At 52.5% G+C, this 15,604-nt stretch carries 12 protein-coding genes; 5 read left to right on the top strand and 7 right to left on the bottom strand.

What is annotated here, in order from left to right:
- Positions 1 to 53 precede the first annotated feature (53 nt).
- On the top strand, positions 54 to 704 hold the full coding sequence (locus FBR45_RS06705) for an oxidoreductase (RefSeq protein WP_138500496.1): 651 nt from the start codon (positions 54 to 56) through the stop codon (positions 702 to 704).
- Between the two features lie 19 nt (positions 705 to 723).
- Here FBR45_RS06705 and FBR45_RS06700 read toward each other — a convergent pair whose 3' ends face one another.
- Together FBR45_RS06700 and FBR45_RS06695 are read right to left on the bottom strand one after the other, a co-directional pair.
- A complete protein-coding gene (locus tag FBR45_RS06700) occupies positions 724 to 3,036 on the bottom strand; it encodes a PAS domain-containing sensor histidine kinase (RefSeq protein WP_138500494.1) in 2,313 nt (770 codons plus the stop codon).
- A 164-nt stretch (positions 3,037 to 3,200) separates the two neighbouring features.
- The gene (locus tag FBR45_RS06695; protein WP_246082129.1) at positions 3,201 to 5,684 is read right to left on the bottom strand and encodes a glutaminase family protein; all 2,484 of its coding nucleotides are present in this window, start codon (positions 5,682 to 5,684) and stop codon (positions 3,201 to 3,203) included.
- Positions 5,685 to 5,891: 207 nt separating this feature from the next.
- Here FBR45_RS06695 and FBR45_RS06690 point away from each other — a divergent pair, with 207 nt between their 5' ends.
- A complete protein-coding gene (locus FBR45_RS06690; RefSeq protein ID WP_138500489.1) occupies positions 5,892 to 6,365 on the top strand; it encodes a GNAT family N-acetyltransferase in 474 nt (157 codons plus the stop codon).
- Complete coding sequence (locus FBR45_RS06685) at positions 6,365 to 7,273, top strand: serine hydrolase (RefSeq protein ID WP_138500487.1); 909 nt, start codon at positions 6,365 to 6,367, stop codon at positions 7,271 to 7,273. Before FBR45_RS06690 ends, FBR45_RS06685 begins: the two co-directional genes overlap by 1 nt.
- 66 nt (positions 7,274 to 7,339) lie before the next feature.
- Here the strand turns inward: FBR45_RS06685 and atpH are convergent, their stop codons facing one another.
- The 5 genes from atpH to FBR45_RS06655 form a co-directional block, all read right to left on the bottom strand.
- On the bottom strand, positions 7,340 to 7,879 hold the full coding sequence (atpH, locus tag FBR45_RS06680; protein ID WP_138500485.1) for an ATP synthase F1 subunit delta: 540 nt from the start codon (positions 7,877 to 7,879) through the stop codon (positions 7,340 to 7,342).
- 6 nt (positions 7,880 to 7,885) lie between these two features.
- Complete coding sequence (locus FBR45_RS06675) at positions 7,886 to 8,380, bottom strand: F0F1 ATP synthase subunit B (protein ID WP_077920217.1); 495 nt, start codon at positions 8,378 to 8,380, stop codon at positions 7,886 to 7,888.
- A 219-nt stretch (positions 8,381 to 8,599) separates the two neighbouring features.
- Positions 8,600 to 8,848: an ATP synthase F0 subunit C gene (gene atpE, locus FBR45_RS06670; RefSeq protein WP_077920218.1), complete on the bottom strand. Its 249-nt coding sequence runs from the start codon at positions 8,846 to 8,848 to the stop codon at positions 8,600 to 8,602.
- Between the two features lie 52 nt (positions 8,849 to 8,900).
- Positions 8,901 to 10,004, bottom strand: coding sequence for a F0F1 ATP synthase subunit A (atpB, locus tag FBR45_RS06665; RefSeq protein WP_138500483.1), 1,104 nt, complete (start codon positions 10,002 to 10,004; stop codon positions 8,901 to 8,903).
- A gap of 487 nt (positions 10,005 to 10,491) precedes the next feature.
- Entirely contained in the window at positions 10,492 to 10,761 is a 270-nt protein-coding gene (locus FBR45_RS06655) for an AtpZ/AtpI family protein (RefSeq protein WP_138500479.1), read from the bottom strand.
- 118 nt (positions 10,762 to 10,879) lie between these two features.
- On the opposite strand from FBR45_RS06655, the gene porW reads away from it, so the two are divergent.
- Together porW and FBR45_RS06645 are read left to right on the top strand one after the other, a co-directional pair.
- Positions 10,880 to 13,129, top strand: coding sequence for a type IX secretion system periplasmic lipoprotein PorW/SprE (gene porW / locus FBR45_RS06650; protein WP_138500477.1), 2,250 nt, complete (start codon positions 10,880 to 10,882; stop codon positions 13,127 to 13,129).
- 86 nt (positions 13,130 to 13,215) lie between these two features.
- Positions 13,216 to 15,573, top strand: a complete 2,358-nt coding sequence (locus tag FBR45_RS06645) for a penicillin-binding protein 1A (protein ID WP_138500475.1) — start codon at positions 13,216 to 13,218, stop codon at positions 15,571 to 15,573.
- The last annotated feature ends 31 nt before the right edge of the window (positions 15,574 to 15,604 follow it).

Below are 15,604 nucleotides of genomic sequence, written 5' to 3'. Positions count from 1 at the left end.
GGACCTTTGTTTGTTGATATCGCGACTAAATTAGCGAAAATACCCCTCTCTATATGATGACATCTTCCTCAAAAACGGCTTTACTGATTGGAGCAACGGGCCTGATTGGCGACCTGCTCGCTCATCAGTTGGTTAACTCCCCGGATTATTCCAGCGTAAAAGTACTGATCCGCAAGTCATTAACCTGGCAGCACCCCCGTTTGCAGGAAGTACAATTTGATTTTGACCACCCCAATGGGCTTCTCACCCAGGCCGACGATATCTTTTGCTGCTTAGGCACTACAATGAAAAAAGCCGGCTCGCGGGATGCCTTCCGAAAAGTCGATTACCAATACCCTCTGGATATTGCCCGGCTCGGCCTGGCAAATGGGGCCAAACAGTTCTCCATTGTGACGGCCATGGGGGCTGATACCAATTCATCTTTTTTCTACAACCGGGTGAAGGGCGAAATAGAGCGCGATCTGGCTGCGCTGGGATACCCTACCCTGCTGATTTTTCGCCCGTCGCTCCTGCTTGGCAACCGGGCTGAAAACCGGTTCGGCGAACGGTTGGCCGAGGGGGCCATGCGCCTGTTTTCGCCACTGATTCCGGCCAGATACCGGGGTATCGACGCGGTCAAAGTGGCCAATGCCATGCGGCAAACCGCCCAGCAGGGCCTCACGGGAAAGCACATTTTTGAGTCCGATGCGCTGCAAGGTTATTAACCACGGGCAGTGAATCCGCTTATTTATCAACGGGGAGATAAACCAGAAACGTTGATCCCTGATTCAACTGGCTGGTTGCAGTAATCATGCCACCATGATTTTCGGCAACCTTCTTGCAGATGGCCAGCCCCACGCCCGATCCGGCAAACTGGCTTTTGCTGTTTAATCGCTGAAATACCTGAAAAATACGATCCAGGTATTTTTCTTCGAACCCAATCCCATTGTCGACTACGCTGAGTTCGATGAATGGTCGGCCTTGCGCGCTGTTTTTCAGATTGTCGGGCAGTTCGGCCATGTTGACCCGACGGCAGCGAATCTCCACAGTTGGCGAAATATGCTGCTGGCGAAATTTAATGGCGTTGGTGATTAGGTTCTGAAAAAGCTGATACAGCTGTAACCGATGTCCAAAAATAACCGGCAGGCTATCGATTCTGATAGTAGCCTGTGCTTCATCAATGGCGGTGCTGAGGTCTTCAGTCAACTCAGCCAGAAGTTCGTTCAGCGAAACGGGCAAAAACGCTTCCTGCTGGGTAGATAAGCGGGAAAAGGCCAATAAATCCCGAATCAGCATCGACATCCGTACGGCCGACGACTGCATCCGGTCGATATAGCCCATTGCCGTTCCATCCAGCTGATTGACCGCATGCATCTGAAGCAGATTTCCGAAGGCCTGAATCTTTCGCAGGGGCTCCTGCAGGTCATGACTGGCCACGTAGGCAAATTGCTGCAGATTGTCGTTGGAGCGGAGCAGGTCGCGGTTGGCAGCTTCAAGCTGGGCGCGGTTTTGCTGGCTTTCGGACACATCGAGGTAGGTAAATAACACACCATCACCTTGTTTGACATACTGGGCATCATACCAGCCGTTGATACCATGAGCCCGGTAATCAAGTAGCCGCCGGAGCGGCTCTCCGGTTTCAGTCACCTGAACCAAATCGTCGAAGTGACCATTCGTTCGGTTGCTCGGGTAATCCGTCAACATCAATAACCCAGCCATCTCCTCTACCGAACGGCCCGTAACGCGCGCGTTGGTTGGATTGGTTAGTGCATGTACGAAATCGACAATCTGCCCGGTTTCATCGCGTACAGCCTGGTACAGCACAATACCGGTCGGTGAGTTATTGACTACGGCCTGGAGCAGATCGGCCTGCTGCTTTTTCTCCTCATCGGCTTCCCGGAGTCTGGTTACATCGAGGAATGTGAGCAAAACGGCATCCCCCAGCTTGACCAGGTAATACTCAAACCAGCCCCGTATGCCGTATCGGTTGTACTCTTCGCTAAACTGCCGGGCCTCACCTGTGCGGTTTACGCTCTCCATAACCTGGAAAAGCGGCATCTGCTGCCAATCCGGAAACAAGGCTGAAATTGGCTGATTGGTCATATCCTCTACCGTATGCCCGACCAGTTCGGCGTTGAAGCGGTTGGTAAGCCGGTACCGGAAATCGACGACCTGTCCCGACTGGTCCCCTAATCCGTAAATAGCCTCGGCCAGAATAATACCGACCGGCGCATTGTCAACAACACTTTGCAACAGATCAGTCTGGTGGTCGCTGCGCTGCCCGATTCGTTTCAGATCGGTACTATTCTGAAAGGTGAGAATAACACCATCTTTAAACTTTCGACCCGAGATGGTATACCATCGGTTTTGATTGGGGTAGTACTGCTCCTTGACAAACGATTCGTTTCGTTCGATGACAGTAACGTACTGCTGAAAGGAACCCACCTGTTCGGTTTGAGGATATAAGGTGCGCAGCGTTTTTCCCTCAAGCTGATTGGCCTGCATCCCATTCATGTGGGCGCCGGTCTCGTTTATTCGTACCAGTCGAAAATCGCTGATCCTGCCGTTCTCATCTCTGATGGCTTCGAACACCGAAATGCCCAGTAGCGACGTACTAAAAACCACGTCGATGAAGTCGTTCAGTTCAGTCTGTTCCTGCCGGGCCTGTACAGCGGCCGAAATATCGGTGTATGCGATTAGCACACCGCCGTTGAATTCGTCGGCCGTAATGGTATACCAACCCGTGTTCGGGTAACATTCGGTATGCCTGATGCAAACGTCATAAGACAGAGAATCCCCTGATTCGGCAACCCGTAAAAGCTCACGAAGTTGATCAGCGTCAATACCCCTGGGCAACTGCTGACTCATGAGCTGCCCAATAGCCACCGACCTCGAACAGCCCAGCATGATCTCGGCCAGCCTATTGGCCATAGACAGTTGCAGATCAACAGGGGCGCTGGTCTGGATGTCATAAACGGGCTGATACAACAACATTCCGTTGCGCGAAGTATCCAGGATACGCTGCGCCATGGCCACTGCCGAGAGATCTGTTTGCATGAGGTCGTCTGGAAATGGTTATACATCTGTGATGATGTATACACGTGTTGTCCGCCCCATTAAAGGTAGTGCATTTAAAAAATACGAAACAACCCCGGTTCCTGCTTTTTCGGGTAAATGGCCCCTAGCAACGGGTTAGCCGTAAGTTGCTAGGGGCCATTTACTTAGTGTAGCTTCTTCACCTGCAGCAGTTTAATAAAATAGCCACCTACTACTGATCGGGCCTGAAAGCCTACTTTGGTACCGGTGGTCGTTTCGTGCCAGTCGTTCAGTGGCACTCGGTCGGGCGTCTCGTTGGCAAACCTGAGTACCGGCGCTATGAGTGCCTCAAAATCAGCGGGGCGGTCGGCCAGCGTTGCGGTCCAGATGATCCAGTCTGATTTCGTATAGGTTTTTCGGCTATCCAGCGGCAGTCCGAATGGTTGCTGCTTAGTCAGGTAATAAGCCAGCTCCCGATGGGCTACTTCGTCCGGAAAGACGTTTAGCTTAAGCAGCTTATCCCAAACCAGGTTGTACTTCTGGCTCCAGGTGCCGGGGTTTTCGAAGGTGAGGCTGTAGTGGTCCCCATCATCGGCCAGTTTCATCCATTTGCGGGCCAGGTCACGCGCCATATCCATATACTCCTGCTCCCGCGCTTTATCGCCCAGCCGTCCGGCCAGGTAGCCGTAGCAGGCAATGCCCATGATGGCCTTAACTGACAGGTTGGCGTTGCGGGCAATATGCCCCGCAAAGTCGTCGGTACAGAGCTGATTGGCCGGATCAAACCCATGCTGAATCAAGTAGTCGGTCCAGAGGGTTAGCGAGGCCCAGTGCTGACGGGCATAGTTGGCGTTTCCCTCTACGGCGGCAATGGCGGCCGTCAGAATAAGCATGTTGCCACACTCTTCAACGGGCATGTCTTCACCGTAGGTCTGCCCGTTAGCCAGCGGATAGGTGCCTACATCGTGGGCCGCAAAGGGCTTGTTCCACCGCCCACTTTCTGAATACTGGAAAATAGGCTCCATCATTCCCTTGAGCAAATTGGGATTATAGAGCAGAAACAAGGGCGCCGATGGGTAGGTCACATCAACGGTACCGATGGAGCCGTTCGAGAAGTTTTCTTTCGAGAAGAAAAATAGCTCTCCTTTGGGTCCGGCCACCAGTTTATGAGCGGCAATAGCCTGCCGGTAAGCCAGTACGCACAGATCGGCGTAGGTAGCTCCTCCTGCCTTCAGCGCATCGGCGTAGAGTTGTCTGTCGAACGCATCGCACTGCTTTCGCAACGTTATATAGTCGGTTTCGGCGTCCTGTAACGCCTGTTCCATACTGGTGAGCCCGTCTGTCGACAGGTGATAGCGACGCCACCAGGCGTTGAGCGGCTGCCCGAAATACTCAACAGACTTCACGTCGTCATAACCCAGCAGGAGGTGCTGTTCAACGGGCTTTTCTCCGACCCGTCCCAGGGCAATACTGGTAGCCAGCACGGGCAAACTATCGCTGACCAGGCGCGGCATTCGTTCGTGCAGGTCGGTTACGCGCCCCTCCCGTTCAAACTGATTCAGGGCGCTGGCCAGTGAACCAATCCGCCGGCTCGTGTTCGGCCCCGCTACCGACGCGACGTAGAAATGGCCCCAGTCAATTCGGACATCGTCCCCTTTCCGGCCGAGCACCTTCTGCTCCACCGTACCAACCCGCATGTAATCGAGCGCGGCACCACCCGGGCGGTTAACCCGGCCGCGCTGCCACGTTACCAACTGATCGGGCGTGTTTACGGCTAATTCGGCTGACGCATCCGTATAGAGTTGTACGTCATGTTTCTTGCCATCCGTTGCCCGCACAGTAAAGGTCAGGTATTGTATGGGCCGCGACAAAACATCCAGATTGGTCATCAGCAACGGCGACAGAAACGTTACAGTCAGCTCAACGCCAGCCGCGGTAAAGACAAATTCAGACCGGGTCGCCGTCATACGCCGGGCCGTCTGCTCGGCGGGTTTGTAGTGAAGCATCCGCTGTTCTACCAGACCCAGGTCGACAAAACCGGGCCCCGAGAAATTCTCACTATGAAACGCGATGATATTACGCCCCTTGCGCAGGACCTCTGTCGCCTTCCGATGCGTTGGCGTTAGTCGGTAATCCGGCGATACGCCACCTACTTTGGCTACGCGCTCGCCATTAATGAACAGCTCATAGTTATCATTCTGAATCGCGTTGACCAGCAACGGACCATCCGGTACCTGATCGAGCATAACTTCGCGCCGAACGTACAGGTTTGGCGTTGTCCAACTAGTCTCGTCACCAGCGCGGCTTCCAAAATGACCTGTCCCTTTGGCCCATTGGCTGTCGTCGAACGCCGGGGTCATCCAGTCGTCAGAGGCCGGTTTCTCGGTCAGATAGCGGGCCGCATAGGCACCCTCCCGGGCGGTAGGGACAATGGTTTCGCCCGCAAACGACGGGTTACCCATAAATCGAAACGTTTGCCCATCTACCCGAATCAGGCCGTTCAGCTGGTTTGGCTGACCCGTCCAGTGTCGGGTAGCGTCCTGATGTAGCTGAGGACCAAACGACCAGACGCTGGTGTACGGATCAATGGTCAATAAGGGAATAGCGGGCGGGTTCAAGCGGGTCTCACTGACCGCGTTTGGCTGCGCGACTGCTGCAGATGCATTCATGATAAGAACAAAGATTACGGTTATGTACGTGTAGGCAAAAGTAGAACAAGGATTATACCAATTGCATCTATAGACCATATATTTAAACTATTTTAATACCAAAACGGAAAAGGCGTCCGAACCTGATGAATCATTCCTATTGTCGCCGATACTTGTCAAACGAAGCGCTGAAACAGCGAACTTGGCCTTATCAAGCGCCTGGTTTCTATGCAAAAGGATAATCCTGTTCATTTTACCCCGCCAGCCGACAGTTCTATTCGTCGGGCTACGCTGGCCGACGCATCTATCATTTATCAGTTTATCTGCGACCTCGAAGACCAGGCACTGGACAGCGCGCTTTTCCTGTCGGTATTCGAACGCAACCTGGCTAATCCGCAGATCCATTACCTGATTGCAGTACAGGCAGATGAGCCCGTCGGCTTCGTCAGCTGCCACATACAGTATCTTCTGCATCACACCGGCAAGGTGGGCGAAATTCAGGAACTCTACGTTCATCCTAACTGGCGAAAGCAACGCATAGGTCAGCAATTGCTCAACGCTGTTGCCCAGATCGGGACTGAAGAAGGACTCGTCAATCTGGAGGTGACTACCAATCAAAAACGGGTCAACACGCTTCGGTTCTACGAACGGGAATTGTTTCTTTGCACCCACTATAAACTGGTTAAATCTGTTTCTTTCTGATGCGTCTTCTTGTCTCAACGCTTTATTGCTGCCTGCTGGGGCTGATCACCTATGCCCAGCCCGCGCGCCAATCAACCCTCGAAAAACGATTACACACAGCGTTGACCGGTTTCCGGGGCGATGTGGGAATTTACGTTCGTAACCTCCGAACGGGTCAGACCGTATCTATAAATGCAGACACGCTTTTCCCGACCGCCAGCACCATTAAGGTCCCGATCCAATGCGGGTTATTTGACAAGATTCATCAGGGGGCACTCACCTATGGGCAGGTGTTGACCTACAAAGATTCGCTGCGTTACGGCGATGACATTGTAGGGTCGCTTAAAGACGGCGCTAAAATTCCGCTGAGCGAAGTCGTTATGCTTATGGAAACCGTCAGCGATAACACTGCTAGTTTGTGGTGTCAGGCATTGGCCGGTGGTGGAGCCGCCATCAATGCCTGGCTCGACAAAAATGGATTTCCCCAAACCCGGGTCAACTCACGCACACCCGGTCGCAAAGGGGATTGGAGTCAGTATGGCTGGGGACAAACCACGCCCCGCGAGCTGGCCAATCTACTGGTATATATTCGGGAGGGAAAAGCCGTTAGCCCCGATGCCAGCGACGAAATGTATCGGAATCTGGGTCGTCAGTACTGGGACAATGATGGGCTGTCGCAACTGCCACCCGAGATAAAAACGGCGTCCAAAAACGGGGCTGTAGATCGGTCCCGTTCAGAAGTAGTGCTGGTGCATGCTCCCCACGGCGACTATGTATACTGCGTAATGACCAAAAATCAGAAAGACGAAAGCTGGGAACGCTCCAACGAGGGGTTCACGCTATTGCGCAACGTGTCGGCTATTCTCTGGCAGCATTTCGAACCCAAATCGACCTGGAAGCCAGCCAGAGATTATGAAAAATGGTGGTGAGCCAATACTAAAAAACCCGCCCTCAGAATCTGGGGGCGGGTTTTTTAGTATTACACTGTGTATTTCTCAGTTCATGAATTTCAGGCGCATCTCGTTTAGCTGATTACGAATCGAGCCATCAATCTGCCGATCACCCACCCGAAGAATATAGCCCCCAATCAGTTTAGAGTCTACTCGTTCGTCGAGTTCAATCAGTTTGCTGCCGGTTGTTTTCGTAACGATTGCCTTGAATTTATTCCGAAGTTCATCGGTCAGCGGCACGGTCGTAATTACAGTAGCGTGCTCAATTCCTTTCATGCGGTCGTGCTGACTGATAAATTCATCAGCAATAGCATCAACAATGGCTTCGCGATTCTTGCGGGCAATGATGGCCAGAAACGACATGGTTACCGGATTGAGTCGGGGACCAAATACCTGCTTGACGATCGAGTTTTTCTTCTCAGCCCGAACAATCGGGTTTTTCAGAATCAGGTTGAGCTGACGGTTTTTGCTCAGCGTATCCCGGAAAAGCTTCATGTCTTCATAAAGCACATCGGTAATTCCCTGTTCCTTGGCCAAATCTAACAGCGACTTGGCATAACGCGCGGCTACACTAGCAACGGCCATAGTTGGTTAGTTTAAGCGAGAGTTAGATACCAGATCGTTTACCAGCTTCTCCTGCGATGATTTATCGCTCAGTTCCTTACGAAGTACTTTCTCGGCGATATCGAGCGAGAGGGTAACTACCTCTTTTTTCATTTGAGCCACCAGAGCCTGCCGCTCATTCTGCATTGCTTCGCGTGCCTGTTCCAGAATCCGTTTGCCTTCTGCCTCGGCTTTCACGCGCGAATCAGCGACCATCTTGTCGGCCGTTTCTTTGGCTCCCCGCAGGATAGCTTCCCGTTCCGTACGAGCCTGGGCCAGTAACTTTTCGTTATCGGCTTTCAGCGCCGTCATTTCCTGACGGGTTTTTTCAGCTAGGTCAAGGGCACTTTGAATGTTGTTTTCGCGCTCGTTCAGACTTTCCGTGATGGGTTTCCAGGCAAAGGCGCGAAGAATCAGAAACAGGCCGAGGAAAACGACCACCTGCCAGAACAGCAGACCAAGATCGGGAGTAAGCAGATCCATTTTATGGAGTTCGATTTATAAGTGTTGACTTAGAATGTTCTTGTCTACGACTTGTGATCAACGCCCAAACGGGGCGTTTACAAATCGGGGTCAATCTTTTGTTGAAAGACGTCCGCTGGTTGGCAAGCCCAAACCAGACGGACGTTTCTCGGATACGCGGTGGGTAATGACGCCAGTGCCTAATGCAACCAGCTTACCCGGATACATTTTCTGCCGGGATTAGGCGGTAGCCACCAGCAGACAGATAACAGCTGCGAACAGAGCCACGGCCTCGATCAGAGCCGCGATGATCAGCATGGCGGTTTGGATACGACCAGCAGCTTCTGGCTGGCGGGCGATACCCTCCATAGCCGAACCACCGATACGACCAATACCCAGACCAGCGCCGATAGCAGCCAGACCAGCACCGATAGCAGCACCCATAATGGCTACGCTACCCGTGGCCTCCAACAGCAAAGCAAACAACATTGCGAACATGAACAGAACTATTTATAAGTGAAACGAAACAAAAGATTGCAAATTAATGGGCTTCTGCGCCTTCGAAACCAATACCGTGATCAGCCTCGTGATGCTCTTCTACCGCGCTGCCGATGTACATGGCAGTCAGCAGCGTGAAGATGAACGCCTGCAGGAACGCAACCAGCAACTCGATCAAATTCAGGAAGAGCGTGAAGAACAGCACAACCGGGCTGATAGCAATACTGGTTGTCATACCACCCAGGCTATTGGCCATGAAGATCAGTCCGAGTAAGCTCAGGATAATGATGTGACCAGCCGTGATATTAGCGAACAACCGGACCATCAGCGAGATCGGCTTCATAAATACACCAACAATTTCGACCGGGATCATGATTGGAAGAACGAACCAGGGCACCCCCGTTGGTTTGACAATGTGCATCCAGTAATGCTTGTTCCCACTGAACGATACAATCAGGAACGTGATCACGGCCAGAACCAGCGTAACGGCAATGTTCCCCGTTAGGTTAGCAGCACCCGGCAGCAGCCCCAGCAGATTGTTAACCAGAATGAAGAAGAACAGCGTCAGCAGGTAGGGTAGATACTTGACGTATTTGGGTCCAATGCTGGGTTTGGCAATTTCGTCGCGAACAAACAGAATGATCGGCTCCAGGAACGACTGTAGCCCTTTCGGCGCCTTACCCCGATTTTTGGCGTAAGACCGGCTAACAGCCGGGAAGATGCTCAGCAGGATGATAGCACTCAGCAGCAGCGACGCGACATTCTTTGTGATAGAAAAGTTATAAAACTTGGCTTCGTGGTCGTCATTGCCCGCTGCGTCGACCCGGTGAATTTTGCCGTGTACCTGTTTGTATCCGTTATACACCTGATCGTGTGCCAGACGTGATGACGAGAAGACTTCGAGCCCCCGGTCGGGCGAGTACAAAATGACGGGAAGCGGGATGGTAACGCCATGCGCCAGTTCCCAACCATGCTCATCCTTAATATGGTGCATGATCATTCCGCCTACGTCGAATCCCTCTTTGCGGGTTTCGCCGTGTTCAACGGTTTCGCCTTCATGACCGTGTTCCTGGGCTTGAGTAAAGGCTATTGGACTCATTACGAGTGCGATAGCGAGCAGCAATCTATTTAGAATCGAACGCATCATCTGATGGTACTGATCGGTTTTACGAATTTTGGCGCAATTTACGATGAATGCCCCAAACCTCAAAGCCCGTGTAGATTATATACAGGACAAGAAAATCCAAAACGAAGGTTCGGCGGTCAGCGACGGATTGAAGCAAAAAGAAACCGACAAAAATTAGCCCCACAATAAACCGGGCTACAGTAGCCGCCAGGTACAAGGGCACAAATCGCTCCTGATTGCCCTGCAAACCCGTTTCTACCAGCCGGTGGGTCAGTAGAGAGACGCTAACAAAGAAGACAAGTATAGCTTTCCAGGAGGCATGTAACCAGGGTACAGCGTAATACCGTTCGGCTATGAAAAATACAATCGCAAGGAATCCAGTGAAGAGTAGGGTGCGAAACATGGAATAAAAAAAAGTAACAGGTTAGTTACCGGGACTCGTATGTCCACACCAGCTACGGCAACGTAGTGGGCCAGCTGTCATACCGTGCTGGTCTGCCCTGCTGATTTACCGGGTTAGCTGTTTGATGAACAAATAGAGCGAGGCACCGATGGCGGTGAGTGATAGAACAATGGTCCAGATTGGGCGCGCATTACCCTGCCACTCGTCGAGCTTCAGCCCAGCGTACACACCGAGGCCAATAGTACCCAGCATCTGGAACGCGATGCCGCTGTACTGCGCAAACGACGTCGTTTTTTCCGTGGCCTTCGAGACCAGATCGTTTCTGTCAGGCTTTTTGTCCTCGTTTGGGGCCGGTGAATCCGCTTGACTGTCCATTGTTTTGCAGGGATTGGTACAATATAAACACCAAAATTCGTTAATTTGGCCTTACGTTACATACCGCTGGTTCGGCTCTGAGCGTTTTTATCGTTGAGTATGACGTGCCACCCCCTGAATGTTCCGCTATCTCTGTAATCGTTCTTTTCTTTTGCCAACGGTCGTCTTCGGATTGACGACGGCTGGTCTGGTCTCCTGTTCACAATACAGCACCAAACCGATCAGCAAAGGATATCATAATCTCACGGCCCATTATAATGCCTACGTAATTGCCCGTGATCAGATCAATGCAGCAGAGCAGGTCTTCTTCAAAACCCGTCAGGAAAATTACAACCAGCTTTTACCCATTCTGCTCCCGGTCGATTCAAACGCCATTGCTTCGGTTCGGCCTCAGCTTGACGATGCCATCAAGAAAGCATCGCTGATTCCAGAACGCCATCAGAATAGTAAATGGCTCGATAATGCCTATATTTTGATTGGCCGGGCTCGCCTGCTGAAACAGGATCTGCCGAATGCTATTGAGGTTTTCAAATACGTCAACACAAAGGGAACAAGTGAAACTGACAAGCACACGGCGCTGGTTGGCCTGATGCGGGCGTATGTGGAAGCCGACGACTACACGAATGCCCTGAACGTTTCCGAATACCTGCGCACTCAACCTCTCAACAAAACTAACACCCGCGATTTTTACCTGACCAAAGCGTATCTCCACCAGCGCCGGGGCGAATACGGTCTGGCTGTTGGTATTCTGGAGGCTACTTTCCCGGCGCTGAAAAGAGGAGAACAAACCGCCCGACTGCACCTGATTGCCGGTCAGTTATACGATCTGATCGGCCAGCCGGCCAAAGCCGTTGAGCAGTACAGAACCGTGCTGCGCGCCCGCCCTAACTATGACCAGTCGTTCTACGCAAACCTGTACGCTATTCAAAGCAACGGCCTGACGGGTGATCAGAAACGGCTGGCGCAGTCGACCGAAACGTTTGAGTCGATGCTGAACGACCGGAAAAACGTCGACCTGAAGGATAAGATTTATTTTACGATGGGATTGCTGGAAGCCCGCTCCGGCCGAATCGATAAAGCCATTGGTTATTACAGTCAATCGATTCGGGAAGCGGGTGCCAATACGTCCCAGGTTCCCTACACCTATCTGGAAATGGGTCGGCTTTATTTTGAGAAAAAAGCCAACTACGCCAAGGCAAAAGTGTATTACGACAGCGCCCTGGCTCTGCTGCCCCGCCAGTCGCCGGAATATGCAGCTCTGCTGACCCGCAAAAAGACGCTCGACGATTTTGTTCAGTATACCACAACGATCCAAACGGACGATAGTCTGTTAACCCTGGCTCAGCTGGACCGAGTTGCGCTTAACCAGCGACTTGACAAAATACTGGCTCAGCAGGATAAAGAAGATCGGGAGCAGGCCGCCCTGGCTCAGCAAATCATTGATCGGGCCAGTTCAGGCGCCGGTACTTCAATGCCCGGCGCTACCAACTCGAATCTGACGCCCACCGAACGCTGGGTGCTCTACAATCCTATCGCCCTGAACCAGGGCCGGCAGGAGTTTTCGGCCCGCTGGGGTAACCGCCCGCTTGAAGACAACTGGCGTCGCAGCACTAAAGAAGCCTCGGGCGCTATCGCTAATCTGTCGAGTCCGCTAAATGGCAACTCTCCTGCCGATGGCATAAACCCAAATCCTACGCTGCAACCGGCTACCGCTCCGGGCGGAGCTACCAACGGGAACCCTCCCAGCCAGAACGCCCGCCGGGATGCTCTACTGGCAAAACTGCCCTTTTCAAAAGAAGCACAGGCGCAGGCGAACCAGCGTATCGAAAATGCGTTGTATAAACTAGGCAAGCTCTATAAATTTGACCTAAATCAGCCTGCGGATGCGATTCCGACGTTTGAGCAGCTGTTGACCCGCTACCCGTCAACGCTGCAAAAACCGGAGGTCTACTACCTGCTTCATTTATCGAACGAGCAGCTGGGACGCACGTCGGTCTGGAAAGACAAACTGTTGGCCGAATATCCGAATACTTCGTATGCTCGTCTGACGGGTCGGACCGCGACCCAGACCACGGATTCAGAAGCGCAGGCCGTTGCTACATATACGCAGATTTATGAGCTGTATAAAGCCAACAACATAACCGAAGCGCTGGCCCGGGCAGAAACGGCACTGGGTGGGATGGCAGGCACTAAAATGGAGGATAAGCTGGCTATGCTGCGGGTCATACTCATTGGCCGGGTACAGACAACGGATGCCTATCGGCAGGCGCTGAACGAGTTTATACGCGATTATCCAACCAGCACATTGCTGCCCAGAGCCAAAGAAATGCAGTCGGCCGCGAATCAGGCAACAGCAAAGCGAAAATAAGTTTATGTGTGCTGTTCAGAGCTGGCTGCAGTCCGAAAAATCTGGTAGCTCGGACCAATACACCCACTAATTGTAAACAGTAAAAAATGATCGAGTTCGCTCCCGGTCCCTACCGAAAATTGATTCGAATTATCTGGCGCTTTTCGCTGATCGGCATCGTTCTGCTGATCGTATATGTAGTAGCGGTCAGCTATAATTTCTTCTGGTTGTTTGGTGGTATGCCCAGCCTGAAGGCGCTGGAGAACCCCAAAAGCGAAGAAGCCTCAGAGGTATACACCGCCGATAATCAGTTGCTGGGTAAGTATTACGTTGAAAACCGGACACCCATCGAAATATCGCAGGTGTCGCCAAATGTAACGTCGGCCCTGCTGGCCACTGAAGACGCTCGTTTTGTGAAACATTCTGGCATCGATCCCCGGTCGCTGTTTCGGGCGGTGGGTGGCTTCCTGACGTTCCGGAGCGCGTCCAGTTCGGGCGGGGGTAGTACGCTAACCCAGCAGACGGCCAAAAACCTGTTCGACACCCGCCGGGAAGAACTACGGGGCATTCTGGGGCAGGTTCCAATAGTCGGGCTGGTCATTGCCAAGACCAAAGAATGGATTCTGGCCGTACGGCTCGAACGCAATTATACCAAGCAGGAGGTCATGATGATGTACCTCAACACGGTATCGTTCGGCAATAACACTTACGGCATAAAAACGGCGGCTAAAACCTATTTTGGCAAAGAGCCCTGGAACCTCAATGTAGAGGAAGCGGCTACGCTGGTCGGCATGCTCAAAAACCCGACCCTCTACAACCCGCGGCTGTTCGAAGACCGGACCCGCGAGCGCCGGAACGTGGTGCTGTCGCAGATGCGCAAATATAAATTCCTGACCGATGAGCAATTTCAGGCCTACAAAAGCAAACCGCTCAAGCTGGACTTTAGCGTAGAGAATCAGAATACCGGTATGGCGGCTTATTTCCGATCGGTCATTCGCGATGACATTAAACGGTGGATCAGGCAGTACAACGAGGAGAATCCCGGAGCCGATCTTGACCTATACACCAGCGGACTAAAGATCTACACCACCATCGACTCCCGCATGCAGGCTTATGCCGAAGAAGCCGTAATGACGAACATGCGCGACCAGCAGAAGAAGTTCTACGAGCACTGGCGGGGACGCAACCCCTGGGTACAGAAAGACCCCCGGACCAAGAAATATGTAGAAAGCCCTGGTTTTATCGAAGCGCGCGCCAAACAGACCGTCCGATACAAGCAGCTAAAAGCCGTTTATGGCGATGATGAGAAGACCATATGGCAGGAGATGCGCAAACCGACCAAGATGAAAGTGTTCGTCTACGGCGGCAAACGGAACGAGAAGGATACGACGATGAGCCCGCTGGACTCCATTCGTTATTACAAGCGCTTGCTCAATACGGGCTTTATGTCAATGGATCCACGCTATGGCCATGTCAAGGCCTGGGTAGGTGGCATTAATTTTAAACATATAAAGTTCGATCACGTTCGTCAGAGCCGACGCCAGCCTGGCTCTACCTTTAAACCGTTCGTTTACCTGACGGCGCTGGACCAGGGTTTCGTGACGCCCTGTAGCCATATTGCTGACAGACCCACCGTTTTTGCCCATGGTGAAGATAACAATGGCGGACCGCCCTGGATGCCTAAGAACTCGACCGGTCGGTATAGTGGCCGTAGCCTGTCGTTGCGGGAGGCTCTGGGCCAGTCGATCAATACGGTCAGTGCGCAGCTGATTAAGAAAACCCGGGCGGCTGCGGTCATCAAGTACGCCAATGACATGGGGATTCAAAGTAAAGACCTGCCCAACAACCCTACCCTCTGCCTGGGTACGGGCGACGTATCGGTGTATGAAATGGTAGCTGCCTACTGCGCGTTTGCCAACGGCGGCATTCGGGTTCGTCCCATGATGATTCTGCGTATTACCGACAAGAACGGTAATGTCCTGAAAGTTTTCACTCCCGATGCCAATCAGGTCATCAGCGCCAATCGGGCCTATGAAATGCTTCACCTGATGCGCGGAGCCGTTGAAGACCCCAATGGTACGGCCCAGCGCTTACGGACGCAGTACAAACTGCTGGAAGGCGGAAACGAAATTGCGGCCAAAACGGGAACCACCTCTAACTATTCGGATGCCTGGTTTATGGGCATGACCCAGCATCTGGTTTCGGGGCTGTGGGTAGGTGGCGATGACCGCTCTATTCACTTCCGAACCATTGAACTCGGTCAAGGTGGCCGATTGGCTATGCCGGCCTGGGCCATGTACATGCAGAAGGTATACGCCGATCCTACGCTGACTCAGTATCGTCCGGAACCCTTCCGTAAGCCGAACAACTTCCGGATCGACTGCGGAGGCTTCCACATCGACTCCTCACAACGGTACATTCCACCTAAAGTCGTTCCGGAAGACGAAGAGGATATCCTTCAATAACCACCTTTTATACTAAGCCGGATTCGGAGCG

The sequence above is a fragment of the Spirosoma lacussanchae genome (assembly GCF_005870035.1).
GTDB classification, from domain to species: Bacteria; Bacteroidota; Bacteroidia; order Cytophagales; family Spirosomataceae; genus Spirosoma; species Spirosoma lacussanchae.
This window is presented reverse-complemented; position numbering and strand designations above follow the sequence as displayed.

Bases quoted from the DNA above. Each gene is read 5' to 3' on its own strand.
- FBR45_RS06685 (WP_138500487.1), top strand. From the start codon at position 6,365: ATGCGTCTTCTTGTCTCAACGCTTTATTGCTGCCTGCTGGGGCTGATC.
- FBR45_RS06700 (WP_138500494.1), bottom strand. From the start codon at position 3,036: ATGCAAACAGATCTCTCGGCAGTGGCCATGGCGCAGCGTATCCTGGAT.
- FBR45_RS06645 (WP_138500475.1), top strand. From the start codon at position 13,216: ATGATCGAGTTCGCTCCCGGTCCCTACCGAAAATTGATTCGAATTATC.
- atpE (WP_077920218.1), bottom strand. From the start codon at position 8,848: ATGTTGTTTGCTTTGCTGTTGGAGGCCACGGGTAGCGTAGCCATTATG.
- FBR45_RS06695 (WP_246082129.1), bottom strand. From the start codon at position 5,684: ATGAATGCATCTGCAGCAGTCGCGCAGCCAAACGCGGTCAGTGAGACC.
- FBR45_RS06690 (WP_138500489.1), top strand. From the start codon at position 5,892: ATGCAAAAGGATAATCCTGTTCATTTTACCCCGCCAGCCGACAGTTCT.
- atpB (WP_138500483.1), bottom strand. From the start codon at position 10,004: ATGATGCGTTCGATTCTAAATAGATTGCTGCTCGCTATCGCACTCGTA.
- FBR45_RS06675 (WP_077920217.1), bottom strand. From the start codon at position 8,380: ATGGATCTGCTTACTCCCGATCTTGGTCTGCTGTTCTGGCAGGTGGTC.
- FBR45_RS06705 (WP_138500496.1), top strand. From the start codon at position 54: ATGATGACATCTTCCTCAAAAACGGCTTTACTGATTGGAGCAACGGGC.
- porW (WP_138500477.1), top strand. From the start codon at position 10,880: ATGTTCCGCTATCTCTGTAATCGTTCTTTTCTTTTGCCAACGGTCGTC.
- atpH (WP_138500485.1), bottom strand. From the start codon at position 7,879: ATGGCCGTTGCTAGTGTAGCCGCGCGTTATGCCAAGTCGCTGTTAGAT.
- FBR45_RS06655 (WP_138500479.1), bottom strand. From the start codon at position 10,761: ATGGACAGTCAAGCGGATTCACCGGCCCCAAACGAGGACAAAAAGCCT.